Source organism: Mesorhizobium sp. C395A (genome assembly GCF_030323205.1).
Lineage (GTDB): Bacteria > Pseudomonadota > Alphaproteobacteria > Rhizobiales > Rhizobiaceae > Mesorhizobium.
Window position 1 is genome coordinate 5,736,993 of record NZ_CP100473.1, and the last position, 25,615, is coordinate 5,762,607.

Here is a 25,615-nt window from a genome sequence, read left to right on the forward strand (position 1 = left end):
GTTTCGACGTCCCTGTGCCGCCGTATGGCGGGCCAGATGGAAAGAGGTAACCACCCATGCCGCAGTCGGCTGAAAAAGTTCTCGACCACGCGCCCCTGTTCCGCGAGCCGGAATACAGGCAGATGCTCGCCGAGAAGAGGCTGAATTTCGAATGTCCTCACCCGGACCAGATCGTTACCGACCAAGGCGAATTCACCAAGACGTGGGAATACCGCGAAAAGAACCTTGCTCGCCAAGCCCTGGTCGTGAACCCCGCCAAGGCCTGCCAGCCGCTCGGCGCGGTGTTCGCGGCCGCAGGCTTCGAGCGAACCATGTCCTTCGTCCATGGCAGCCAAGGCTGCGTGGCATATTACCGCTCGCACCTGTCGCGCCATTTCAAGGAGCCTGCATCGGCGGTTTCCTCCTCGATGACCGAGGACGCGGCAGTGTTCGGCGGCCTGAAGAACCTGGTCGATGGGCTCGCCAACACGTACCAACTCTACGACCCAAAGATGATCGCCGTCTCGACCACTTGTATGGCGGAGGTCATTGGCGACGATCTGCACAGCTTCATCGAGAACGCCAAGGACGAAGGCTCGGTCCCGCGCGACTTCGACGTCCCCTTCGCCCATACGCCGGCCTTCGTCGGCAGTCACGTCGATGGCTACGACGTCACGCTCAAGGGGATTTTGGAGCATTTCTGGAAGGGCGAGGAGCGAACGGAAGCCGAGGGAACCATCAACATCATTCCGGGCTTCGACGGGTTCTGTGTCGGCAACAACCGGGAACTCAAGCGCCTGCTCGATCTGATAGGCGTGTCCTATACTTTCATACAAGACGCCTCTGACCAGTTCGACACGCCGTCCGACGGCGAATACCGCATGTATGACGGCGGCACGAAGATCGAAGACGTGAGCAAGGCACTCAACGCCGAGGCGACACTTTCGCTACAGCATTACAACACCCGAAAAACACTGGAGTATTGCGAGGGGGTGGGGCAGGCGACGGCCTCGTTCCATTACCCGCTCGGAGTCCAGGCAACCGACGACTTCCTCGTGGAGGTCTCCGCGATTTCCGGCAAGCAAATCCCCGAGGCAATCCGCCTGGAGCGCGGCCGACTTGTCGACGCCATGGCGGACAGCCAATCCTGGCTGCACGGTAAGAAATACGCCATCTACGGCGATCCGGACTTTGTCTACGCCATGGCCCGCTTCATCATGGAGACGGGCGGCGAGCCGACCCATTGCCTCTCCACCAACGGCACGTCGGCATGGGAAGCGGAGTTGAAGGAACTGCTTGCATCATCGCCCTTCGGCAAGGATGCTCAAGTCTGGGCGGGCAAGGACCTCTGGGCGATGCGCTCGCTGCTCTTCACCGAGCCGGTGGACCTGCTGATCGGCAACTCCTATGGCAAGTATCTGGAGCGCGACACGGGCACGCCGCTGATCCGGCTGACGTTTCCGATCTTCGATCGCCACCATCACCATCGGTTCGCGCTGATGGGCTACCAAGGCGGGTTGCGCGTGCTGACGACGATCCTCGACAAGATCTTCGACAAACTCGATCGCGAGACAAGCGAGACGGGCGTGACGGACTATTCGTATGACCTCACCCGCTAAACGTGACGGTCGGCTTTGGCCGGTCGTCTTCCCGAGGGACTTTGGAGACCGACGCAATGTCCTTGCTCAGAGCCAAAATCCAGGATGTCTTCAACGAGCCTGGCTGCGAAAAGAACCGCGGCAAGGATGCCAAGGCGCGCAAGGTGGGCTGTTCGAAGCCACTGACCCCCGGGGCGGCGGCCGGTGGCTGTGCCTTCGATGGCGCCAAGATCGTGCTGCAGCCGATCACCGACGTCGCACACCTGGTCCATGGGCCGCTCGCCTGCGAGGGCAATTCCTGGGACAACCGCGGTGCGGCTTCGTCCGGGCCAACGCTGTGGCGCACGAGCTTCACGACCGACCTCACCGAACTCGATGTTGTCATGGGCAGGGCGAGCGGAAGCTCTTCAAAGCGATCCGCGAGATCAAGGAAGGGTATGGGCCGCCGGCGATCTTCGTCTATCCAACCTGCGTGACGGCGCTGATCGGCGACGACATAGAGGCCGTCTGCCAGCGCGCGGCGGAAAAGTTCGGCTTGGCCGTTGTACCGGTCAATGCGCCGGGCTTCGTCGGCTCCAAGAATCTTGGCAACAAGCTTGCCGGCGAGGCATTGCTCGAGCATGTCATCGGCACGGCCGAGCCCGACGATCCCGGCCCTTACGACATCAACATCCTTGGCGAATTCAACCTCTCAGGCGAATTCTGGCTGGTGAAGCCGCTGCTGGATCGGCTCGGGATCCGGGTGCGCGCCTGCATTCCGGGTGACGCGCGTTACTTCGACATTGCCTGCGCGCACCGCGCCCAGGCGGCTATGATGGTGTGCTCGACCGCGCTCATCAATCTCGCCCGCAAGATGGAGCAGCGTTGGGGCATCCCGTTTTTCGAGGGCTCCTTCTACGGCATCACCGACACCTCGGAAGCGCTCCGACAGATCTCTCAGCTGCTCGTGAAGAAGGGTGCCGATCCGGAGATCCTCGGCCGCACCGAGGCATTGATTGCTGAGGAGGAGGCGATCGCTTGGAAGAAGCTCGCGGCCTACCGGCCGAGGCTCGATGGCAAGCGCGTGCTGCTCAACACCGGCGGCGTGAAGTCCTGGTCGGTCGTCCGTGCGCTGATGGAGATCGGGATCGACATCGTCGGCACCTCTGTCAAGAAGTCGACCGTCGAAGACAAGGAACGCATCAAGCAGATTCTCAAGGACGACAACCACATATTCGAGCAGATGGCGCCGCGCGAGCTTTACGCCATGCTCTCAGAACGCAAGGCCGATATCCTGCTGTCGGGCGGCCGCACGCAATTCATCGCGCTGAAGGCCAAGACACCCTGGCTGGATATCAACCAGGAGCGCCAACACCCTTACGCCGGCTATGACGGCATGGTGGAACTCGTACGCCAGATCGACATCGCCATTCACAACCCGATCTGGGGGCAGGTGCGGGAGCCGGCACCATGGGATTGCCAGCGTGCGGTGAGGGAGGAACTGCCGCGCACGAAAAGCGAGACCGTGACCTTGCATGCTGTCCAGGAATTCTCCGGCACGACGGCCGCTGATTTCGGCGAGTGTTGAGGAAGCCAATGGGCCGCATCCTTCCCCAGACCAAAGCGGCGACGGTCAATCCGCTGAAGTCATCGCAGCCATTGGGTGCCGCCTTGGCCTTTCTTGGCGTCGACGGCGCGATGCCGTTGTTCCACGGCAGCCAGGGGTGCACCAGCTTCGCGCTCGTGCTGTTCGTGCGGCATTACAAGGAAGCCATTCCCTTGCAGACAACCGCGATGGACGAGATGGCGACGATCCTCGGCGGGGCAGACCATCTGGAAGAGGCGATCCTCAACCTCAAGGCCCGCACAAAGCCAACGCTGATCGGGGTTTGCACGACCGCGCTGGTGGAAACCCGGGGCGAAGACTGCGCAGGAGATATCGCCAATATCAGGCTGAAGCGCACCAAAGAACTCGCGGGTACGGAGGTGGTGCTGGCCAACACACCAGATTTCGACGGTGCGATCGAAGAGGGCTGGGCCAAAGCTGTCACCGCGATGATCGAAGGGATTACACGGCCCGGCGAGCAGGCGCGGCAATCGAAGAAGATCGTGATCCTGCCTGGCTGGAACCTCACTGTGGCTGACATCGAGCATTTGCGTGAGATGGTTGAGAGCTTTGGACTGAAGCCGGTGATTTTGCCGGACGTCTCCGGCTCGCTCGACGGTACGCTGCCCGACCGCTGGGTCACGACCACCTATGGCGGCACCAGCGTCGAGGATATCCGCGAGCTAGGCACGGCCGAGCGATGCATTGTCATCGGTGAGCATATGCGCCGCCCGGCCGAGGTGCTGCAGAGGTTGACCGGGGTTTCTTACGTGCTGTTCCGGTCGTTGACTGGATTGAGGGACGCCGACCGGTTCGTCTCGCTGTTGTCCGCAGTTTCGGGCGAGGCGGCGCCGGCTGAGGTGCGCCGTCGGCGGGCGCAGTTGCAGGACGCTTTGCTCGACGGACATTTCCACTTTGGAGGTAAGAAAATTGCGATCGCTGCTGAACCAGACCAACTCTACCAACTCGCGAGCTTCTTCATCGGCATGGGCTCCGAGATCGCGGCGGCGGTCACAACGACCGCTATGTCGAAAATTCTGGAGGAAGTTCCGGCGCAGTCGGTTCAAATCGGCGATCTCGGCGATTTGGAAGCGCTTGGCGCCGGCGCTGATCTTCTCGTTACTCATTCCCACGGCCGCCAGGCGGCGCAGCGCCTCGGCATTCCGCTCATGCGGGTCGGCTTCCCGATCTTCGACCGGCTCGGGGCCCAGCACAAGCTCACAATCCTCTACCAAGGGACCCGCGACCTGATCTTCGAGGTTGCCAACATTTTCGAAGCCAACGGGCACGCGCCGACGCCTGAGGCGCTTGATCCACTCCGTAAGCGGGAAATGCCAGATGAGCTCCGTCCGTCGCCTCTCGCTCGTCACTGACCAGGTTCACGCACCGACGCCGGAACGTCAGGCCGGCGCATTGCGCGTGGCGATCGCCACGCAGGACATGAAGAACCTCAACGCACATTTCGGGTCGGCCAGGCGCTTTGCTGTCTACGATGTGATGCGCGAGGAGTGGAATCTCGTGGAAGCCGTGGCCTTCGATGATGTTTCCGACGAGAGCGGGAAGCACCGAACCGAGGGCGACGACCGCATCACCCCGAAGGTGGAGGCGCTAAAGGGCTGTCATCTCCTGTTTTGTCTGGCGATCGGCGGACCTTCGGCAGCCAAACTTGTTTCCGCAAAGATCCATCCGATCAAAGTGCCGCAGCCCCAGACCATCCAAGAGGTGTTGTTGCGCACGCAGATGATGCTCAGGACGTGTCCTCCCCCTTGGCTGCGCAAGGTGCTGGCGCAGGCAGGTGTCGCTGAACAGAAACCCTCCTTCGAGGACGAGGACTGAAATGAGGAGTGGGCGAAATGTTTGAAGCCGCTGTTAGCCCTGCCGCCACCGAGGACGAGGCGGCCCTTGCCACCCCATTCGTCAAATGCCTCGTGCGGCTGATCCGTGCCAATGATTCCCACGGATCATGGGAAGGCAAATCGGACGCCGAGCTGCTGGGCGACTTCATCATCACCAGAGAACAGCGCCGTGCAATTCCAATCATCGGCGATCCCGATCCGGACGTGCTGTGGAGGCTCGACAAGTTCTACACCGCCGTCGGGCTTGCGATTGAGGAACGCTCCGGCCTGATGGCATCCCCGATCATGGAGATGAGCCATGAGGGCTTCGGGCGCGTGCTTTTCACGGCCGGGCGGTTGGTCGTTCTGTCCAAAACCCTGCGCGACGTCCACCGGTTCGGTTTCGAGACGTTCTGGAAACTCGCCGCGGCCGGTACTCAACTGGCCGGCGATGCCACCGCAGCCATTGAGGCTTATCCCGAGGTGGCGCGGGCGTGATGGAACCGATTTTCGATCGAGGGGATCATGTCAGGCTTTGAGGACATGCGAGCCCTCTCAATCGAGGCGGTCGAAGCCGATGTGGTTCTTGGGGTAGCGCTGATGAAGCCAGTGGTACTGATCTGTTCGCAAGATGCGGAGTTGTATCTGTTCCTCAGCCACATTCTGGGGGTGGACGGCTTCACGAGTGAGCCGGCAGGCGGCGTGAAGGAAGCACTTGCATTGGCCCATCAACGGGAGCTCCAGGCGGCAGTCCTGGACTGCGGGCCAGCAAGCGCGGCAGGCTCCACAATCTGCGCCCGGTTGAAGGGGGAGCCCCGGACCGGCCGCCTGCCCGTCATTGCGTTGATCGCGCCCGGCGCCGAGAACCAGCACCTCGATCTCTTGAAGGCAGGTGTTGACGAGAGCTTTGTGCGGCCCTTCGCACCGGCCAAGCTGCTTGACTGTCTACGCACGAAGTTGGCGCTGCCACAGCCGGGTTCAAACGGGATAAAAAACGGCAGCTGGCTCTGTTGCGGCAGCCTTGAGATGAAGCTCGATGCTCACCGCGTTCGAGGTAATGGCCACGACATCCATCTCGGACCTCTCGAATTCAACCTGCTGCGGCAATTTCTTGAGGCTCCCGGCAAGGTCTTCAGCCGAGACGAGCTGATCGACGCGGCCTGGCCGGACAATATCCATGTCGGTGAACGCACTGTCGACGTCCATATCAGCCGGATCAGAAAGGCGCTGAAGGCGGCCTCGCCAGGTAGCGTCATTCATACTGTCAGGTCTGCGGGCTACTCGCTCGAGAAGCTGGACGACTGAATCGCGAACGGACGGTGTGCCACTCTCGATCTTCGTTGGAAGGCAAGTCTTTGCGGTTCGAAACGCGCACGGGCGCGGCATCTCAGGGGGAAGCAGTCAGATGGCCTTCAAGAAAATACTCAGTGTGACGGGAGCTGACCATTCCGATCAGGACGTCGCAATAGCTGCTCGCTTGTGCGCCGAGGTCGGCGCGTATCTTTCCGTATTAATTATATCGCCTCCGCCTCTCCTGATGTCGCCACGGGTTATTGGGTCCCCTCTGCCGTTGGGCGGTGGCATCGCCGAGTGGTCTACACATCGCGCACACCACATTGCCGCACGGGAATTTTCACAGGACATGGCCAACCTGGAAAAGACATCGAGGGAAATTCACAAAGTGCTGAGAGCCACGTGGCGCTGCTATGATGTCGACAACGAACACTGCGTCAAGGCTGGCGTCGGTGACGCGGTGCGACAGCGGGCGCTCTGCACCGACCTGACAATCGTCGGCCCCGCACTTCTCAATGAGACTAGTTTGGGACCGCTTGTTATCAACGGCAGCTTGTTCGATACGGGAAAGCCGGTGCTTGTCGTACCGGAGGGCGCTGGGGCGACTCTGTCCCCACGGCGCGTCCTGGTCGGCTGGGATTCGCGAGTCGAGGCGTCCCGTTCGGTTCGGGAAGCGCTGGATCTGCTATCCGGTGCTGAGGAAGTTCGTGTCGCAGTCGTCGATCCGGAGGCGACCTGCACCGGAAACGGCGCCGAGCCGGGAGCCGATATCGCTGCCTATCTCACTCGGCACGGTGCTAGGGTTTCGGTCGACCGGCTGACGAGCCGCGGCAAACCGGTGGCGACGGTGCTAGCGCAGCACGCAATCGACACGTCTGCCGACGTGATCGTCATGGGCGCTTATGGCAGCCGCCGGCTGCGCGAGCGGCTCTTCGGTAGCGTGACAAGATGGATAGTTGGCAAGCCGCCATTGCCGCTGTTTTTGGCCCGCTGACGGGTTCTGAAGTGGCACCGACGCTGTTCCAAGCTCTACTCCGCTGGTCACCTACCCTGATACCAAGTCGCAGGAAGGTCGCCGCAAACGAGCAGGTTTCGCGAGCAACTTGCGAGCGCCGTCGCGAAGAACATTCCCGGGCGCCTCTAACGCGCTCGGTGTCTGCTCGCCGAGACAACCCGTAACGCCGCATACAAACGGCCGGGCAGAAGCCCAGGCGTCCTCAATGCGCTCAGCGATACTCGAGCCGGCGTCAGGTCGAGAAAGAGAGTCGTTTCAGCGCGGCAGGCCGCGTTCGCACCGTAGCCTCATCGTATTGGCGTTATCGCGATTTCGTTCGCCACTGGCCGGGAACGGAACACGGCAACGACCGTGCCGCGGCCACGGCACCGACCTTCGGGTCCGACGGTCAGGCTCTTGCCGGCCGTCGGCGCGCGAACGGTGGCATCAATCACGTGTCATCGCCCTGGGATGGTAGCCGGGTCAGCGGCGAGGGCGGCCGCATCTTCAGCGTTTTAGTCTGCCCGGCCCACCGCGTGGCGACCGAGCGGCCTTGAGGCTGGTCAAAGTTCCGACAACGCTCACATTCGCACCAGGCGGTCCCTGTAGGACCTGTGCACATGGATACAGAACAACAAAAGCAGGAATCCGGGAGAGTTCACCCGGCCCGGCACATGCCGGCAGATCCCGGCTCTCTTCGGCACGATCATCATCGTCGATCTGGCGTTATTCGCGACACGCAGCCGGACATGACCGGCTTCGTCGTGAAACTCTGGCGTTGCGAGCCAGGAATTCAAGCGCAAAGCGGAAGAGGTAGGGCAGAGGCGATGCTCGGAGGGAGCGGCCCTGCAATCGCAATGGCGTTCCGCTGAGCGACCGGAGCGGCAAGAAGCTCAAGCAAGGCTTGAGGCGGACGATGATGACGTGGCTGGCGCTAGCCAATGCAGTCATGATGTCCATCTGTTCGTCCCTATATGTCGAGACGTCCGTGGCCACGCTTCTTTGCCGACGCGAAGCGGGTGGCGCGTCCAAGAGCTGACAATGGCAGAAAACATGTCGCGACTGATACAACCGGCTATCTGAGCGCCCCGGAAGCTTTTTTAAGTGAAATCAAGCGATTACTGCACGCTGAGCGCGTTGGCATGGCCTTTGCGAATTAAGATTCAGCAACACTGAGTGAAGGCTGACTGCACGCAGATGCGCAAGACAAGCGATGCCTCTCCCTTCATTGAACCCTCGTGCCCCGTCTCAAAAGGGGAACAAGCTTGCGCATGAGGCCACGCAAGCTTTGGCAACAGCTTTGGAGGCCAAGATATGTTGCGGATGGGGTCTCCGGCTCCTTCGATCAAAGTGGGGGACTGGCTGCGTGGCGAGCCCCTTGCGGACTTCCACCCCGGCAAAGTTTATATCGCCCAGTTTTGGGCAACTTGGTGCGAACTATGTGCGGCGGAGATGCTCGAATTGATGCAGCTACAGGAGAAATATAAGGACAGCGGACTTGAGGTCGTCGGGATCGCGGCTGATGAAGACGCTCCAACGGCCGTCGAGGCCCGGACCAAGTTGGACGCGTGGTTGGCCGAAAAGTGCCCGGATCTGAATCATCGGATTGCGTTCGACTTCACAGGCGAAATGAAGAAACTTTGGAGGGAACCCAGCTTTTGCGTCGGGGTTCCGACCTCGTTCGTAGTCGACCGAGACGGCTGCATCGCCTTTATCGGTCATCCGAGCCAACTAGGTGAGGTTTTGCCGAAAGTGCTCAACGGCAGCTGGCGTACCAGCAAGAAAGCGAAAGCCGCCGATCATGAGCGGATCGCCACAAGCGAACCCCTGGCGCGCGAACAAGCGTTGAAGAAGCCGATGGATGACAGGTTCTGGGCGGCGGTGAAGTTGGAAGATTGGAAGACGGCGCTCTGGGCGATCGAACAGGGCATTGCCTTGATGCCGGACGACCAACTTTTCCATCCGGCCAATGACCATTCGCGCCTTCCCCCTGCTGAGCGCTTCGCGATGGGCAAGGAGCTGTCCGAACACATCCTGGCGCTGAATCCCCCGCAAGGCGACAGTCCTAAGTTCCGATCCTATCCCGCGGTCGCCCGGTACTATCACGAGAACGGCAACAATGATCGCGCGATCGAGTTGGTCGAAGTGGCACTGACGTCGCTGGACGGGCCGGAGCCTATCCCGGCCGAATTGAAAGAGCAGCATCTGCCGCATTTGCTGCAGGCGCTCGCCAAGTACAGGGGTGCAAGCCGAGGCCGGTACGAAACTGGTCGACGATTCGACTTCAGCCATCGAAGCCACGTGGCACGGGCGTGAAGAAACCGATTTCGAGGAAGGGTTTATGTCAAAGCTAGACGAGATGGGGAAGAAAGTCCGAAGGCTTCAGCTGCGCGCGGCAGTTGCCAAGATGCGCTTGCGACCTTGCAGAGGATCTCCCGGGAAATGGACTGAGATAGAGGAAGTTGCTCAGGAAACGTCGGCGGTTTTTGCCGAGTTGGATGGTGCCAAGAGAGCGCTCGCTGCAATGAAGAAGTTACGATGACGAACACATTTATCACCCGCGACGGCTCCCGATGGGTGCCGGAATATCTCACCGCTATAGACGTCACGACCTGCATCGGCTGCGGCCGCTGTTTCAAAGTCTGCTCTCGCGAGGTCATGCATCTTTACGGCGTCGATGACGCGGGTGAAATCCTGGGCGCCTGCGACGGCGAAGACGACGATTTCGATGGCGAGCTCAATCGCATGATCATGGTCGTCGATCATGCCGGCCGCTGCATTGGCTGCGGGGCCTGCGACCGCGTCTGCCCGAAGAACTGCCAGACCCATGTTGCGGCCGATCAGGTCGCAGCGTGATCTGAGGAGACAAAACCAGGAGAACGGCGTTGCCCTTTAGAATGTTTTGTCGAGTCCTGGGGGTGGTGCTGTGCAGCACCGCACTGACTGTCTACTTCGCATCTCATTCAATCGGCACAGTAGTCGTCACGACCCTGGCTTGTTCCCTGCTCCTTCAGCTGGCGTTTTTCGCAAGCGTGCTCTTTCTGATCTGGCGGTCTGGCTCCGATAGCCGAGTTGGCCAAAGGGCTGAGCATTTCGGCAGTTGCAAGGAAGTTGGATCCGAGCCGCCAGACCTTGATGAGGTGACGAATGAATCCGCAGATTTGCTCCAGCGCGACAAAATGCTGGCCATATCGCTGCTGCTGCCTTGAGGTGCCATGAAAGGTCAGCGCTCAAGCTGGCACCACTTTGGACCAACCCTAGTATTGAGCAGATATTCGAAGGAACACTTTGCTTGAGAAGTCGATTGGCGATCGCAATCGGGTCATTCTAGTATTCCAGGAGATGCAGTTCTTGAATGCCAAACCATCGTAGCCCTCTCGCAGTACGCCGGCGTGCGGTTGCAACTCTCAATGACGGAAATAGTAATGGGACTCTTCGGCGCCGGATAACGCAGATGACGTCAAACCAAAGACACCTCTAGAATGACTCATGCATGGCTAATTCAGCTCCATCGCGTGTTGCCGGAGAGAACATGCTGGAAAAGTTCGAACGCTCTCCGCTCACCTTTGGGCCCACGCCCACTGAGAAGCTCGACCGCCTCTCCAAGCAGCTGGGGGCAGGGTGGAAATCTACGCCGAGCGCGAGGACGGCAACTCCGGTCTCGCATTCGGCGGAAACAAGCTCCGTCAGCTCGAATACATTATCCCCGACGCGATCGTGTCAGATGCCGATACGCTTATCACAATCGGGGGTGTGCAGTCCAACCACACCGCGCATGGTCGCCGCGGTCGCCGCCAAGATCGGCATGAAATGTCTCCTGGTTCAGGAGAGCTGGGTACCGCATGAGGATGCCGTCTACGACCGCGTCGGCAACATTCTCTTGAGCCGCATCATGGGAGCAGAGGTGCGCCTGGTCGGCGAGGGCTTTGACATCGGTATCCGCCGCAGTTGGGAAAGGCGCTTTATTAGGCCAAGGCAAGGGGCGGCAGACCCTATGCGGTCCCAGCCGGAGCGTCTGTTCACCCGAACGGCGGCCTCGGCTATGTAGGGTTCGCGGAGGAGGTGCGCGCCCAGGAAAAACAGCTTGGGTTTGCCTTCGATTACATCGTTGTTTGCACGGTCACAGGTTCAACGCAATGCCGGCATGCTCGTCGGATTCGCCGAGGACGGTCGACAGCGCAATGTGACGGTATCGATGCCGCCGCCACCCCCGCAAAGACCAAGGCGCAGGTGCTAAAAGATTGCCCAAAATACAGCGGAGCTCCTCAATCGCGGAACGGAACTTGTCGAGGATGATGGTGTTGCTCGAGGACTACGCATACCCGCATTATGGCATTCCGTCCGAGGAAACGAAGGAGGCCATCCGCCTGTGTGCGCGGCTCGAGGGTATGATTACTGAGCCCGTTTAGGAGGGCAAATCGATGCAAGGGATGATCGACCTCGTCCAGAAGGGCTTGTTTCCGGAGGGATCGAGGATTCTCTACGCCCATCTCGGCGGCACGCCGGCTATCAACGGGTAGGGTTACATCTTCCGCAACGGCTGACGCTCGACAAGCTTCAAGGCGAAGTCTTAGTTTTTCATTAGCATGTGGCACTTGGAAATTGTTCCAGCATGCTCATGATTAGGTGCCACGCGATATCAGGCCTGCCGCCCCTGGCCATGGAGCCCAACGCCATTCGGACGCCCGGACCTCCTTGCTATCCTTTTGCGTGTTCGTCGTTTCAGATCGTGAGGCTCACGTTGTAATCGGTCAGGAAATCCTGCAAGGTCAGGATATTCTCTACCCCCCTGAGTTGTCGGTCACATTGAGCAACCCGCGAGAACTGTCGACGGACAACAGCGGTGCCACTGCCGCATTGCGGTCGTTCAGCAGCGCGGTGAACCGCGTGCGCAGCATTCTGTCACAGGAGGGATCCTGGATAGCCGGATACGCACTCTTCACTCGCTGCACCACCGACAGCGGGAGCAGGTCCGCGGTGGCGGCCCGCAGTAGACTCTTCTCGCGCCCGTCGAAAGTCTTGTGGGCCCATGGGTGCCGAACACGTACTCAACAGGGCGGTGGTCGCAGAAAGGGACCCGCACCTCGAGGCCCAAAGCCATGCTCATCCGGTCCTTGCGGTCGAGCAGCGTCGGCAGGTGACGCGTGAGAGAGAGGTAGCAGACCTCGCGCATACGACGCTCGTGCGGATCGGCCGAGGCCGGCCCGGTCAGGGCGGGTACTTCGGCAAGTGCCCTGCGGTACTGCTCGTCCAGGTAGCCGGGGAGGTCGAGTTTTTCGACCAGTCCGGGGTCTAGGGACCGCCGTACGAGATCGTCGCTGTCTTCGTTCCAGAGAAACGTGTCGCGCTGAACATTCGCGGGATCGTGGAAAAACCAGTAGCCGCCGAAAAGCACATCGGCCGACTCGCCAGACAGGGCCACCGTCGAGTGTTGCCGGATGACCCGGAACAGCAGGTAGAGCTCTCTAGGTTGCCTAGGGTCAACGGCAGGTCGCGGGCGTGGAGAGTGGCGGCTCGCACCTTCGGGTCCATGAGTTCGTGCGCGGACAACGTTATGTCCCTGTGGTCGGTACCAACGTATTTCGCGACCCCTGCACGTACGGCCCGTCGGGTGTGGGGCGCCACGGGCCGGAGATAAAGTTGTCAGCGTAGCCGACGAAGTCGACGGCGAAGGACCGGATCCGTTCGTTGCTGAAGTGCGCGGCCAGTGCGGTCATGGCCGAGGAATCAAGCCCGCCCGACAAAAGTGTGCACAGCGGCACGTCCGCGATGAGCTGCCGCTGGATCGTGTCCTCGAGCAACTCGCGGACCGCCGAACGGTGGTAGGCACGTCGTCGGTGTGCCCGCTGTCGGTGAGATGCCAGTAGCTCGTCTCCTTAATGCCGTCGCGGGTCACGCGGACGATGTGGCCGGGCCGTACTCACGCATGCCGCGGAACACGGTGCTCCCCGGGTCGGGTATGAAGGACAGGGTGCGACGAAGCCCGTCGGCGTCCATGGCCAGTTCCGCGAGACTATTGGCGAGGATCGCCTTTGGCTCGGAGCCGAATAACACTCCGTGCTCGGTGGGGTAGTAGTAAAGCGGCTTGATGCCAAGCCAGTCACGTATGAGAAGCAGTTCGCGCTTGGCGGCGTCCCAGAGTGCCTAGGCGAACATCCCGTTGAGTTCGCTCACGGCGCTGCGGGCGTCGCGGTGGCCCCACTCGCGGTGGGCGCGCAGCATCACCTCGGTGTCACTGCTCGTTTCGAACCGATGGCCAAGGGCGGCAAGCCGTTGAAGCAGCTCCCGGTAGTTGTAAGTCTCGCCCGTGTAGACGACCACCAACGCCGGCCGGCCTTCTTCCCGATGTGTCATCGGCTGGCAACCGCCCTGGATATCGATGATCGCCAGGCGGCGGTGTCCCAGTGCCGCAGGCCCGTCGATCCAAGTCCCTCGTCGGCCGGACCACGATAGGCCATGGTGGCCGACATGTCGGCAAGCTCCCTGCGCGCGTCGGGACTTCCTAGGTCACGATCGAAATCAATCTCGATGAGTTCGTGGCGGTGAGCGGCTTTCACCGAAGCATACGATGCGCCTATTGCGCAACGGACCGCAGGTGGGCCGTTCGGGGCCGCGGCCGGAGCGGCGGCTTTATGATGATGCGGTTGGTGAAGCGCTGATCGTGCTGTGGGGGGCCTCGGACCGGATCTGCAGGAAGCGGCTGAAAGCGTTGATGCCGATCCTGGTCGAGGCGATGGATCGTCACGGGCATCTTCAGCTCGCGCCGGACATCCGGACGCGGCTTTCGGCGATGAGTGCGGCAACGATTGATCGTGCGCTTCACGCGGTTCGCGAGACCGCAGTTGGCAGGAAGCGGCGCCGGCCCGCGGCATCCTCGGCGCTGCGGCGGAGCATACCGATCCGCACCTTCTCCGACTGGTAGGATCCGCCGCCCGGCTTTGTGGAGGCCGACCTGGTGGCGCACAGCGGCCCGGTGATGAGCGGCAGCTTTGTGCAGAGGCTGGTCCTTACCGACGTTGCGAGCGGATGGACGGAATGCGCGCCTTTGCTGGTCCGCGAGCAGAAGCTGCTGAGCGAGGTGCTGACGGAATTGCGGCGGCTGCTGCCGTTCGACCTTGTCGGCTTCGACACCCAATGACAGCGTGTTCCTGAACGAGACACTGCGCGATTATTGTCAGGAGGCCGGTATCGCGTTCACGCGCTGCCGGCCGTACCGCAAGAATGATCGGGCTTTGTCGAGCAGAAGAACGGTGCCGTGGTGCGCCGCATCACCGGCTATCGCCGGCTGGCGGGGCTTGAAGCCGCCGCAGCCCTGGCGCAGCTCTATGCGACGGTGCGGCTGTTCGTAAACTTCTTCCAGCCCTCCTTCAAGCTGGCCGCAAAGGAGCGGGACGGCGCCCGCGTGCGCAAGCGCTTTGCCTTCACGCGCCTTTTCGGTGTCTTGTTCCCAGTTGAAGCCCTAAGTCCCTGTAAATCCGACAGGTCCGCTTCATTGTTGATGTCCCAGCCCTCGCGCGTGAGCATCACGTGCACGCGCCGGTAGCCATAACGAACCCGCGTTGCACAGATGTCTTTGATCCGAGCTTCGATGCCGGCCTGATCGCGGCGACGGGACTTGTAGTGGTAGGTTGATGTGTCGAACTCCAGAACCCGGCAGGCTCGCCGGATCGACACGTTCCACTCAGTACAGGTATCCGCCACCAGCTCGCGTTTGCGACCAGCCTCACAGTTTTCGGCGGATCACGTCCTGCAGCATCTCCTTGTCCAGCGACAGGTCGGCGACCAGCTTCCTGAGCTTGCCGTTCTCCTCCTCAAGCTGCTTCAGCCGCTTATCTCCGTCGGCAGCAGCCCGTCATATTTCTTTTTCCAGTTGAAGTAGGTCGCCTGGCTGGTCCCCGCGCGGCGGAATCTCCGCCACCGGGATGCCGTCCGCTCCCTGCTTCAGAATGAACGCCTTCTGTGCGTCCGAAAACTTCGATGCCTTCATTGCTCTCCGCTCCTCTCCCAACCGGGAAATTACAGCGGAAAACTCCAATTCTGAACGGTCCAATTTCCGGGGTTCAGATCAGTATCGGATCAAACCCGCCGAGGCTCCAATTGCCGCTGGAAGAAAATTCGGTGGCAGGTCAGGGGTTGTATATTCAATGGCTACCGGCCGAGTGCGCGTCAGCGCAACAAGGCGCATCGCAAAGTGAACGTCGCACGTAATGCAGCCAGGCCGCTCACGAAGATCATTGGAGTCCCGTCATCAGATGCTGGCCTCCTGTTCCATTAAGGGTGAATGTAGCACGGGCGAAGCCGTTCGAGGTGCGTTTCGCGGCCGGCCATCAGGTGCAGCTGGACTTCGCCCGCTTCGTCAGGACCTCACTGACGAACTGGGCAGGCCTGCTTTGTCGGATGGTCGTTGTGATCCAACAAAGGGATATCCAACCGCCACGTCCTTTTTGCTGAACTTGATGCAGACAAATTAATCAAAGTTGCAACGGATCCGTCAGATTAATTTACAAAAACTTTGCGAACACAAATCTCCGAAATGGGTAGGTTCTCCGCAAAGTCTGAGACCATTCACGGAGAACTAAGCTGATGCCTGTTTCCGCTCGGACTGCCGCACACCACGCGACGGAGGTCGACGCCAATGGCAAGAAGAGCGCTGATTCTAGTTGAAGGTCACAGGGGTAATGGTCCGCGATACGTCCAAGCGGCTCAGCGTCTTGGTCTTCATCCAATTACCCTGGCGGCTGATCCAGCTCAGTACGATTATCTCGCGGTGGAAGGGGTTGAAGCAATCCGCGTGGATACAGAGAATCTCGATGCGCTGATCCACGAATTTTCCCTGCTACGTGGAACGTATGACATTGCTGGCATTACCGGCTTTACGGGCCGCGATGAATCGCTCTATGTGACAGTTAGCAAGCTCTGCCGGCATTTCGATCTACCAGGGCCGAACCCCGCATCCGTTGAACAATGCTGCGACAAATTCAGTCAGCGTCAGCTTCTCGCGCAGGCCGGCGTTCCAATACCTGTTTATCGCTTGGCAGCGAATGCGGCGGAGGTTGCAAGCTCTGCCGCGGAAATCGGCCTGCCGGTGGTTCTTAAGCCAGCCGCAGGCAGCGGCAGCACCAGCGTCCGATTGTGCCGCACCGTCGATGAGTTGGCCGAACATACGACCCATCTCTTGGGCGGGAGGCACATATGGCGGTCTTCGCCGAGGATACTGGTCGAAGAATTCGCACAAGGCCCATTCTATAGCGCCGACACAATGGGAAATGAGGTCATCGGGATCGAGGCCGCAGACTTCGATCGTCCACCGCATTTCGTCATTCGTGAATGCAGCTTTCCTGCCCCGCTAACTGATGAGGAGTATAAACGGATCGCCGATGTTTCGCTGAGCTGTTTACAAGCTCTCGGCCTTGGCTGGGGGCCAACGAACATTGAATTACGGTGGACGAAGCGAGGCCCAGTCGTCATCGAGGTCAATCCGCGTCTTCCGGGTGGGGCCAATCCTAAATTGGTTTGGTTGGCTTACGGTGTCGATCTGATCACAGAGCACATCAAGCTTGTTATCGGCGCGGAATGGGACTTGCGCAGAAGGCGTTCGCAAACTGCGGCCGCACGGTTCCTGCTTCCTGATCGCGACGGCACCCTCGATTGGATCGGTGGTGACAATCAGGCGGCTGATGTAGCAGGCGTCACTGAGATCGAATTGTATGTTAAACCCAAAATGCCGATCCTTAGGAAAGGTGATGACCGAGACTACATCGGACATGTGATTGCCGCTTCACCCAGCTTTGCTCGGACGGAGGCGATACTTCAGCGTGCCGTCGACCTAATCGATTGGTCAATCACGCCATTTCCGGCGCAGGCCGAATAGGAACAATCTGGGACCGGCTAGCTTGCCCCACTAGACGTCATGTTCCGAGGCGGAGAACGGTGGCCCGCCCTTTCGTGAGATTAAAAGACGAGGCTTGCTCGGATGCGCCGAGCAGATCCTCACGCACGGAGGGCGAGCCATGGGAGAGTATAGCGAAGCATTTGTCGCGTTTGATGTAGCCAAGAAGAAGCACGCGGTTGCGATCGCGGAGGGCGGCCGCACGGGCGAGATCCGGTTAGTCGGCGAGGTCGAGAATAGTCCGGCGGCGATAGAGCGGACTATCAAGAAGCTGGGAAAAAAGTATGATCGACTGCACGTCTGCTTCGAGGCTGGGTCGACGGGTTATGGGTTGTGCCGGCAGGTCCGCGATCTTGGTCACGACTGCATGGTGGTTGCGCCGGCCCTGATCCCGAAGCGGCCGGGCGAGCGCGTCAAGACCAACCGGCGGGACGCGGTCACGCTGGCGCGACTGCATCGGGCGGGCGAACTGATCGTGGTGTGCCGGACGTTGGTCCACGAGGCTGTCCGCGATTTGGTCCGGGCCGCGAAGCCGCCGCCGACGACCTGCGCCGCAAACGCCAGCAGCTACTTTCCTTCCTCCTGCGCCATGGGCGGATTTACGAGAACGGCGGTCATTGGACATTGGCGCACCGGGCGCTGGCTTGCCCGCCAGAGCTTCGAGCAACCGCGCAGCAGATCGTGTTCCAGGAGAAGATCGACGCGATCGAGGACGCGGCTCAGCGACTACACCGCCTGGATGAGCAGTTGCGCGCCGTCGCGCCAACCTGGTCCATGGGTCGTCGAGGCCTATCAGCCATGCGCAGCGCCTCGTTCCTGGTCGCAGTGATATTTGCGGCCGAGATTGGGGATGTGCGTCGCTTCGATACGCCGCTGCAGTTGATGGCCTTTCTCGGCCTTGTCCCGGGGGGAGCGCTCGACCGGTGACACGGTTCGCCAGTCGAGCCTTACGCTCGCCGGCAATCGATGCGCCCGCCGCGCCCTGGTCGAAGCGGCATGAACTTACCGCTATCCTGCCAGGGTCAGTGAGACCCTGAGGTGCGGCTCGAGGGGCTGTCCAAGGCTGTCCGCGATATTGCCTGGAAGGGGCAGGTCCGGCTCTGCGCCCGCTATCGTCGCCTCAGCGCCGCCGGCAAGAAGCTGCCGGTGGTCGTGGCTGCGATCGCACGCGAGATGGCCGCCTTCTTGTGGGCCATCGGCCGGGAGGTCGCGCCGTCATAGCCGGTCTCGGCCCAACCCGCTGCACAGTGTTGGCGGTGGGGCCACGGTGGGGAACTCCCGCCGCTAGTTATGTGGCCGAGCCGATGCGCCCGACGCCCGCCCTCTAGACCGAGGACAGCCCCGAGACGAAGACGCGGAAGGCCGGTACCCAACCCGCGGATGAGAGTCTGATCAACTGTCGTCTCTGAGTTCCACCCCCAGCCCTGTGCAGCTTCAGCCGATCCGACTGCTTCGCAAACCTGCCAAGCAGGCGAGCCTTCTTGCCTTCAACTTTGAAAGGGAACATCAGAGACGCAGGTATCGCTAAATAAGAAGTGGGGTCGTTCTGGAATATTGACGCAATTGTATGAGGTAGACGCAGGTTGACGATACACTTACCTTCATTTCTGGCACATCTATGCTATCGCAGAATAGATGCGCTCCAGTCGCGAACGACGATCGTTTTATAGCTATAGCCGCACGATGAACATGCAAGGTAGGATCGGTGCCGCTCAGAAACGCATACTTCCGCTTCGACAGACGGACCATCGAACCACACCCACAATATATGGCCTGGCTCGGCGCGGAGACAGTTCGCACTGCCCGTCCTGACCCAGGCGCACGATTCCAGATTTCCCGTCGCCATCGCCGCCTGGCCAGATTGAAGCGGAGCCGCGGCAGCTTGAGCGGCAGTGGCCGCCGCGACGCGATCGGACGAGCTGTGAAGCGGAAAGAGCACGACGCCAATATGAGGCGACCGAATGGCTACGAACGCTGGCCGCGCGAGGAGCCAGTCGGTCAAGCGAACCGGGGCGCTGCGAAAGTTGGGCAAAGATTTCGGCTGGCATCTGGCCACTCGCCTCGTCAAGGGCGAGGTCGCCTAGTCAGAAGCATTTAATTGCCATGGCTAGTTCCAGACCTTGGCCGAGACGTCCGCTGCTGAGCCAGGAGCTCGATGCCAAGCGTAATTGCAGCATGAAATGGGCTTCAAATTCCATCCTAAAGAGTTGCGTTGCCTTCGCGGAAGGTAGGACGATCCTTACATTCAAAATGCCCGCGTGCTCGAGTTGACGAGCTTGCGCGACATCGGGCCGCGATGGTTGAAGTTTCGCCGCTTTGCACTGGCTTTGTCATGTCAGCCGAGGCCCGGGTCATCGGGGCTGCCCGCCGACGCTCTGCGCCTCGGCCCGTTGGGGTAACGGATTGCGCATATACTTAGTTAGACGAGATCGCAGCGCTGATTTAGGCGGCTGCCTGGCTGAAGCCAGCAGTCACGATCAGGCCTCAAATGTACGAAGGCCCTGTTTACCGCCACCGGCATGCGCATTGCCGGAGCCTTCGCTCTTCAGCCTTATGATGTGACTGCCGATGTCTTGGTCGTCCGACAGATCAACTTCCAAAAAAGTCAATTGTCGCTCCACACTCACGACATGGGTCGCTTTGGACCGATATTGGCAGCACACTGTCGGGTCGGCGCGTTGAAAAGTGCGATGTTCGTCTCCGCCAAGGCGCTCCACCTGCCTGCAGCACCATGATTAATGTTCCTTCGGCTCGCGCGCTCGATCGGCTATGGCGCGACAATCTGGACGAGTCTCACCTTGTTTGTCGCCGCGGACGATCGGCCTACGCGGGAGCTTCGGCCAACTGGTCCCATGCAGTTAAAGCTCTCTCGTGCATGCGAAGGTCGCCATTCGACCTTCGTGTCCGTGTTCAGCCTGTCCGGTTGAAGACTCTATGTTCGAAACCTGACGCATTGAGGCACTAGTATTCCGCCGCTGCGGCGAGAACACATGGTTTTGCCCCTCGTGCTCGCACAACTTCGCGGTGGCACGCCGATTGCGTGGGATACGGTGAAGTGTCCGTTCGTCCCATAGCGCTCTCACGGTCTCCGGCCGAGAAGGTCAACATGAAACTTGCTCCAAGTACCCAAATCAATGCGATAGACGCTGCACTGTTGAGTGCGGTCCCGCCATTTCAAGCTTTGCCGCGACCGGCGCGGGTGCCGCTGTCAATCCCCCAGCAGCGGCTTTGGGTCCTTTCGCATCTAGCGGACGGCAACGAGGTCTGTCACATCCACAAGGGGCTTCGGCTTCGCGGCGAACTGGACGAGGCGGCCCTTCCGTCGGCCTTGGACCGGTTTGTGGCGCGTCATGAGGTCCTCCGCACCACCTTCGGAGTGGAGGACGGCGAGCCGTTCGAGCGGATCGGACCGGCGGATGTCGGCCAGCCGTTGAAACGAGACGATCTGAGGACGACGGATATGGAAGCAACAGTCGGAGATCTAATGCACCATGACGCGCAGGCGACGTTCGACCTGGAAGCCGGGCCGCTGATCCGCACACGACTGGCGCGCTTGGCGATGGACGATCATGTGCTGCTGATCACGACGCACCGCATCGTCTCGGACGACTGGTCGCAAAAGATCCTGCCACGCGAACTCAGCGAGCGCTACGCTGCGGCCCGGGAGGGTCGCGCGGATCGGCTGCCGCCATTGCCTATGCAGTATGCGGACTACGCGGTTTGGCAGCGCCGTTGGCTGACAGGAGAGGTGCTAAAACGTCAGTCGGAATACATGCTCCGCATGCTGGCTGGCGCGCCAACGGTGCTGAAGCTAGCGACGGACCGGCCGCGGCCAGCGCAGCAGAACTACAGCGGCAGCTACGTCAAGTTCGCGTTGTACGAGCCGCTGACCACGCAACTCAAGGCGCTGAGCCGACTTCATGGAACGACACTGTTTGTGACTCTGCTGGCAGGCTGGGCGCTCGTGTTGGCGCGGTTGTCGGGTCAGGACGAGCTGATGATCGGCACGCCGTGCGCCAACAGCACACGCTCTGAGATTCAGAGGCTGTGCGGCCTTTTTGCCAACACCCTGGCGCTGCGGATCGATCTGTCGGGCGATCCGACGACGGCGACATTGCTGGAGCGGGTGAATGCCGCCGCGCTTGGAGCGCAAGAAAACCAGGACCTGCCGTTTGAGCAAGTGGTGGAACTCGTCAATCCGCCCCGCGCCTTGGCTCACCGCCCGATCTTCCAGGTTGTACTTGGATGGCAAATCAACGGCGCGGAGACCACCACGGGGCTGCCAGGGCTTGAGCTTAAGCACGCCGCCTTTGACGACAGTGTCGCGCGACATGATCTTGCGCTTGAGCTTGCTGAGGTCGGCGAGGCCATTCATGGAAGGCTGATCTACGCGACGTTGCCACTTAAGCGGAGCACCGTCGAGCGGTTTACGAGCTATTTGCAGCAGGCGCTAAGCCAGATGGCGGCCAACCCCGGGCAGCGGGTTTGGTCGCTGCGGCTTCGATTGGCGGAGGAACGTCACCGTCTTCTGGTACAGTCGAACCTGACGGAAGCGGCCCATCCGCCGAGGCGCTGCATTCATAAACCAATTGAGGTGCAGGCGGAGCGGGATCCGAAGACGATCACGGTCATCTGCGGAGATCAAGGCATGCGCTGTCTCGAGCCGAGCGCCAGAGCGACTTCGCCGGCGTCTCGCGTTTGCCCGCCTCAATCACCGCCAGCCAACTCGGGCCCGCGGGTCCAGACTGCGGTCATGAATTTCATCGAGGGGACGCGGGTCGTTTCCGCAGGTGAGCTACAAGCGAACAACATCACGCGTTATCACGTTACAAATTCCTATCGTGAACAGATCACCACCAGTGGTTACTACGACCAACTTAAGTACATCGTCGAGCCTTCATTCAACGAGTTCGAGAGCCCCGGCAATCTTGATACGAGCGGCGAGCATGATAATACGGTCGTGCCCGGGTTTCAGCATAAGTACGCCCAGACCGGGCTGATGCTGGTAACGGACCGTTGCGCTTCTTATTGCCGCTATTGTTTTCGCAAACGCATTGTCGGCAAAAACTCCGATGAGATCGCAGCCGATTTCGCTCAGATTGCACAATACATCGTGGACCATCCTGAAATGACGAACGTGCTGCTATCGGGAGGCGACCCGTTCATGCTCAGCACCGCTCAACTCGACAAAATTGTTGATCATCTGCTGCCGATCCCAAATTTGGATTCGATTCGATTCGGCACAAAAGCAGTCGCCTATCAGCCTAAGCGGTTCGAAGATTCCGCTCTCCCTGGCTTGTTCCGACGGATCCAGGAAGCGGGCAAGGCCGCAGTGATCGTCACACATTTCGATCACATCGGCGAAATTTCCGCCGATGCGGAGCACACCATCCGCTTCTTGCGCACACAAGGCGTGCAGTTCCTCAACCAGTCGGTACTTCTCGCGAAAGTCAACGATGATCCCGAGATATTGACTGCGACCTTCGCCAAGTGTCACCAAATGGGAGTCCGTCCTTATTATCTCTTTCAGGGAAGACCAGTGAAAGGCGCATCGCATTTTCAAGTTCCGCTATCCCGCGGACTAGAGATTACGCGCAGCATCACCAAGCATCTTAGCGGCATTCAAAAGACATTCAAATACATCATGTCACATTATACCGGGAAGATCGAGATCCTCGACCTCGCAGGCGATGGGCGCGTGTATATGCGATATCATCAACACAAGGACCTGGAAAAGATCGGAAAGATCTTTTCCCGGCCGCACCGCGAAGGCGCCTGCTGGTTGGACGATTTGCCCGAAGGATGAGATCAAAAGATGCGCAATGCTGATTACCGGCACACAGCCAACGGAAGTACAAAAGCTTAAGCGGCAGCCAAACGCTTTCGTCGGAAGGTGCTTACACTCCATGGCCGATCGAAGCGCCTCGGCATTGAAAAACGGCGGGCGATCGTCTCTCGCGACGTTGAAAACTGCCTCCGGAATCGGCGGACGCTGAAACCGATCCGCATTCGCATCAGCAAGATTTGAGCATCAGACGCATAAGCGCCGGGTGCGACCACCAATGTTGGGTTTCAGGACCTTCCAAACCGCGATCGCTGTCTATCCGGTACCCTCGCTCGGATCGTAGTTCAAGCCAATCGCCGTCTGTATCGTGTCCGATGACGGCGTGCAGCGTGGCAAATCCAGAATTTGAAGCACAACTAGGTGGCATGCCTATGGAACAAGGACCACTCACGGAGGAAATCCTCAACGGTCTCAATGGCATGCCGGAGCAGATGCAGAACGCTGCGCGCTTCGTGCTCGACAGGCCACGTGATGTCGCTCTGCTTTCGATGCGTAAACAGGCGCGGCTGGCCGGCGTACAACCTTCAACAATGACGCGTCTTGCAAAGCATCTTGGCCTAGGGGGGTTCGATAATATCCGCAACATGTATGCTGAAGCCTTGCGGGATGCAGCGGCTGGACGTCCTGGGAGGATAGGAAAGCCCGTTGCAATGCCGAAGCTGAAGGGTGACCTTGCGGTAGTTGCAGAGATGCTCAAGTCAATCGCAAGGCAGGTCACACAGCTTGCGGAGCCACGATCCCTCGAGCGCGTGGTGACAGCAGCGGTATCGCTGGCTAAAGCCCGCAGGATCTACTGCCTTGGACTGCGCTCCAGTCACGCCATAGCCTGGCAGCTGCAGTATATTCTCAGGCTTGTCGGGGAGAAATCGGTATTTCTCGACGGCATTGGAGGCACCGGGAGCGACGCTATCGTGAGCGCTTGTAAGGGTGACGTCCTACTTGTCGCGAGTGTCTACTCCTACACGCGGACGACCGTTCAACTAACGAAGTTCGCGAAATCTCGGGGAATCTCAGTTGTTGCTATAACCGATAGCGAGGTCGCCCCATTGGCGCTGATTGCAGAAACCACCGTCGTGGTTCCGACCAATGGTCTATCGTTCTTCAATACGATGACCCCTGCCTTTGCAATCGCCGAGGTTCTAGGGGCTTTGATTGCAGGTCATGGTGGTGACGAAGCGCTGGAAGCCATTGAGCGCTACGATAAACAACTTGCAGCGCTCAACATCCATTTAAAGCCTCGCATTTCCAACAGACGGCTATGACCTACAGCCTCATTCGCGCCATTCACAACGGCAACGTAGTTGCCGAGAATCAGGAGAGACATGACGAAGCGCACGCGCCGGAATTACACACCGGCTTTGAAGGCCATGGTAGCTTTGACTGCCATCAAGGGCGAAAGACGCTGGCCGAGTTGCCTCAGCTTTTCGATGTTCACTTGGAAGGCGTGCTCATCAAGGCCGGCATGCTGAGCGTAAAGCGATGATCGACCGCAACCACGACCTTCCCATCGTCCGTCAGGCCAAGGATCTGAACATCAGCCGCGCCAGCGCCTACTATAAGCTGCGGTCGGCCGAGGAAGTTTCGCGCTGATACGCCGCATCGATGAACTGCATCTGGAATACCCGTTCGCGGGCAGCCGGATGTTGCGCAACCTTCTCAACCGCGAGGGCGTCGAGATCGGCCACCGCCACGTCGCCACGCTGATGAAGCGCGTGGGCGTCGAGGCGATCTGTGGCCGACCGAACACCTCGAAACCCGCGCCGGGGCAACAAAATCTATTCCTATCTCCTGCGCGACTACAGGTCGGTCGTCCGAACCAGGTCTGGGCGATGGACATCACCTATACCCCGAGGGCGCGCGGCTTTGTCTATCTGGCCGCCTCGTTGACTGGTTCAGCCGGCGCTCCTCACCTATCGCGTGTCGATCACGATGAAGCGGACTTCGAGCTATGTCGAGGCGCTGGAGGAAGCCCTGACAAAATATGGCGCGCCTGGACGCGGTGGCGGAGGCTCGTGCGCGACTAGAGAAGCGCATTGACGTCTCTCACGCCATGATCCTCGTCGCTATGGGCGGCAATCTTATCCGCAGAAACGCCCATCCCTCACAGATGGGGTTCTCTGATCGCGGAGCTGATTGCAAGTTCCTTTTCGGCCTATCCATGTTCCTGCCGGCTCTGTGGTTCTCTTCGCGGTTAACACTCTAGGTCGCCGCCTGTTAGCGTTCGGGACGTGGGTGCCTCAATGTAATCGAATCAGGGCTGCCTCCCCATCTACCAGTTCACCAACGCCATCCTCCCGGCATATGTGGACGGCTCCCTCCTCGCAAGATGTCGAGAGGAAATTTGATCTTATCGCTTGCGTGCATATGTCCGGCCTGTTGTCGCGCTCCCATATCAACACTGGCCAAGATGGGCTCCGCGACGCGTGTTCCAACAGGGACGCAACCTACGAAAGCCACTGCCGGGGACGGATTATCACGCGTCTTGGATCGATCGATTACGTCATCTGCTCTCTTCTTGCAAGTTCACGCATCAGATCAGCGCGGTAGCTTCCCAGCTCACCATGACTGACTGATTCCTTATGCTGCACAAGCCAACG

Annotated in this window: 14 protein-coding genes and 10 pseudogenes; 20 read left to right on the plus strand and 4 right to left on the minus strand. The window is 60.0% G+C overall.

Going from position 1 to position 25,615, the window contains the following annotated elements; all coding sequences use genetic code 11:
- Positions 1-56 precede the first annotated feature (56 nt).
- The 12 genes and pseudogenes from nifK (at position 57) to NLY37_RS27860 (ending at position 11,804) form a co-directional block, all read left to right on the plus strand.
- Entirely contained in the window at positions 57-1,598 is a 1,542-nt protein-coding gene (gene nifK / locus NLY37_RS27805) for a nitrogenase molybdenum-iron protein subunit beta (RefSeq protein WP_023741940.1), read from the plus strand.
- A gap of 56 nt (positions 1,599-1,654) precedes the next feature.
- Positions 1,655-3,144: pseudogene (gene nifE / locus NLY37_RS27810) on the plus strand (nitrogenase iron-molybdenum cofactor biosynthesis protein NifE).
- An 8-nt stretch (positions 3,145-3,152) separates the two neighbouring features.
- Positions 3,153-4,535 (plus strand): nitrogenase iron-molybdenum cofactor biosynthesis protein NifN, encoded by a 1,383-nt coding sequence (gene nifN / locus NLY37_RS27815; RefSeq protein WP_023741942.1) that lies wholly within the window; start codon positions 3,153-3,155, stop codon positions 4,533-4,535.
- Entirely contained in the window at positions 4,501-4,998 is a 498-nt protein-coding gene (gene nifX, locus NLY37_RS27820) for a nitrogen fixation protein NifX (protein ID WP_031246219.1), read from the plus strand. The genes nifN and nifX overlap by 35 nt, the downstream gene beginning before the upstream one ends.
- 17 nt (positions 4,999-5,015) lie before the next feature.
- Positions 5,016-5,495, plus strand: a complete 480-nt coding sequence (locus tag NLY37_RS27825) for a NifX-associated nitrogen fixation protein (protein WP_023741944.1) — start codon at positions 5,016-5,018, stop codon at positions 5,493-5,495.
- 27 nt (positions 5,496-5,522) lie between these two features.
- Positions 5,523-6,302, plus strand: a complete 780-nt coding sequence (locus tag NLY37_RS27830) for a winged helix-turn-helix transcriptional regulator (RefSeq protein ID WP_023741945.1) — start codon at positions 5,523-5,525, stop codon at positions 6,300-6,302.
- 100 nt (positions 6,303-6,402) lie between these two features.
- On the plus strand, positions 6,403-7,284 hold the full coding sequence (locus NLY37_RS27835) for a universal stress protein (RefSeq protein WP_023741946.1): 882 nt from the start codon (positions 6,403-6,405) through the stop codon (positions 7,282-7,284).
- A 1,314-nt stretch (positions 7,285-8,598) separates the two neighbouring features.
- Positions 8,599-9,600 carry a TlpA disulfide reductase family protein gene (locus NLY37_RS27840; protein ID WP_023741947.1) on the plus strand — a complete coding sequence of 334 codons (1,002 nt, stop codon included), beginning with the start codon at positions 8,599-8,601 and terminating at the stop codon, positions 9,598-9,600.
- Positions 9,601-9,691: 91 nt separating this feature from the next.
- Complete coding sequence (locus NLY37_RS27845) at positions 9,692-9,826, plus strand: CCE_0567 family metalloprotein (protein ID WP_245270968.1); 135 nt, start codon at positions 9,692-9,694, stop codon at positions 9,824-9,826.
- Positions 9,823-10,140, plus strand: coding sequence for a ferredoxin III, nif-specific (gene fdxB / locus NLY37_RS27850; protein ID WP_023741949.1), 318 nt, complete (start codon positions 9,823-9,825; stop codon positions 10,138-10,140). The genes NLY37_RS27845 and fdxB overlap by 4 nt, the downstream gene beginning before the upstream one ends.
- Positions 10,141-10,181: 41 nt before the next feature.
- Positions 10,182-10,493 (plus strand): exopolysaccharide production repressor protein, encoded by a 312-nt coding sequence (locus tag NLY37_RS27855; RefSeq protein WP_023741950.1) that lies wholly within the window; start codon positions 10,182-10,184, stop codon positions 10,491-10,493.
- Between the two features lie 323 nt (positions 10,494-10,816).
- Positions 10,817-11,804, plus strand: a pseudogene (locus NLY37_RS27860) (1-aminocyclopropane-1-carboxylate deaminase).
- Between the two features lie 261 nt (positions 11,805-12,065).
- Here NLY37_RS27860 and NLY37_RS27865 read toward each other — a convergent pair.
- From NLY37_RS27865 to NLY37_RS27875, 3 genes and pseudogenes are all read right to left on the minus strand, one after another.
- Positions 12,066-12,706, minus strand: a pseudogene (locus NLY37_RS27865) (asparagine synthase-related protein).
- A 130-nt stretch (positions 12,707-12,836) separates the two neighbouring features.
- On the minus strand, positions 12,837-13,085 hold the full coding sequence (locus NLY37_RS27870) for an asparagine synthase-related protein (RefSeq protein ID WP_023741956.1): 249 nt from the start codon (positions 13,083-13,085) through the stop codon (positions 12,837-12,839).
- 91 nt (positions 13,086-13,176) lie between these two features.
- Positions 13,177-13,746 (minus strand): annotated as a pseudogene (locus tag NLY37_RS27875) (hypothetical protein); the annotation flags it as partial.
- Between the two features lie 62 nt (positions 13,747-13,808).
- Between NLY37_RS27875 and NLY37_RS27880 the strand changes: the two are divergent.
- A pseudogene (locus tag NLY37_RS27880) lies at positions 13,809-14,704 on the plus strand (transposase); the annotation flags it as partial.
- On the opposite strand, the pseudogene NLY37_RS27885 reads toward NLY37_RS27880, so the two are convergent.
- A pseudogene (locus tag NLY37_RS27885) lies at positions 14,698-15,271 on the minus strand (transposase); the annotation flags it as partial. The pseudogenes NLY37_RS27880 and NLY37_RS27885 overlap by 7 nt on opposite strands.
- A gap of 648 nt (positions 15,272-15,919) precedes the next feature.
- Between NLY37_RS27885 and NLY37_RS27890 the strand changes: the two are divergent.
- From NLY37_RS27890 to NLY37_RS27920, 7 genes and pseudogenes are all read left to right on the plus strand, one after another.
- Positions 15,920-17,155: an ATP-grasp domain-containing protein gene (locus tag NLY37_RS27890; protein WP_031246223.1), complete on the plus strand. Its 1,236-nt coding sequence runs from the start codon at positions 15,920-15,922 to the stop codon at positions 17,153-17,155.
- Positions 17,156-17,294: 139 nt separating this feature from the next.
- Positions 17,295-18,394, plus strand: a pseudogene (locus NLY37_RS27895) (IS110 family RNA-guided transposase).
- A 1,885-nt stretch (positions 18,395-20,279) separates the two neighbouring features.
- A pseudogene (locus NLY37_RS27900) lies at positions 20,280-21,689 on the plus strand (condensation domain-containing protein); the annotation flags it as partial.
- 237 nt (positions 21,690-21,926) lie between these two features.
- Positions 21,927-22,979 carry a KamA family radical SAM protein gene (locus tag NLY37_RS27905; protein ID WP_031246227.1) on the plus strand — a complete coding sequence of 351 codons (1,053 nt, stop codon included), beginning with the start codon at positions 21,927-21,929 and terminating at the stop codon, positions 22,977-22,979.
- A 410-nt stretch (positions 22,980-23,389) separates the two neighbouring features.
- Positions 23,390-24,280 carry a MurR/RpiR family transcriptional regulator gene (locus NLY37_RS27910; protein WP_023741972.1) on the plus strand — a complete coding sequence of 297 codons (891 nt, stop codon included), beginning with the start codon at positions 23,390-23,392 and terminating at the stop codon, positions 24,278-24,280.
- Between the two features lie 60 nt (positions 24,281-24,340).
- A pseudogene (locus NLY37_RS27915) lies at positions 24,341-25,010 on the plus strand (DDE-type integrase/transposase/recombinase); the annotation flags it as partial.
- Between the two features lie 2 nt (positions 25,011-25,012).
- Positions 25,013-25,119, plus strand: a pseudogene (locus tag NLY37_RS27920) (IS5/IS1182 family transposase); the annotation flags it as partial.
- Positions 25,120-25,615 lie beyond the last annotated feature (496 nt).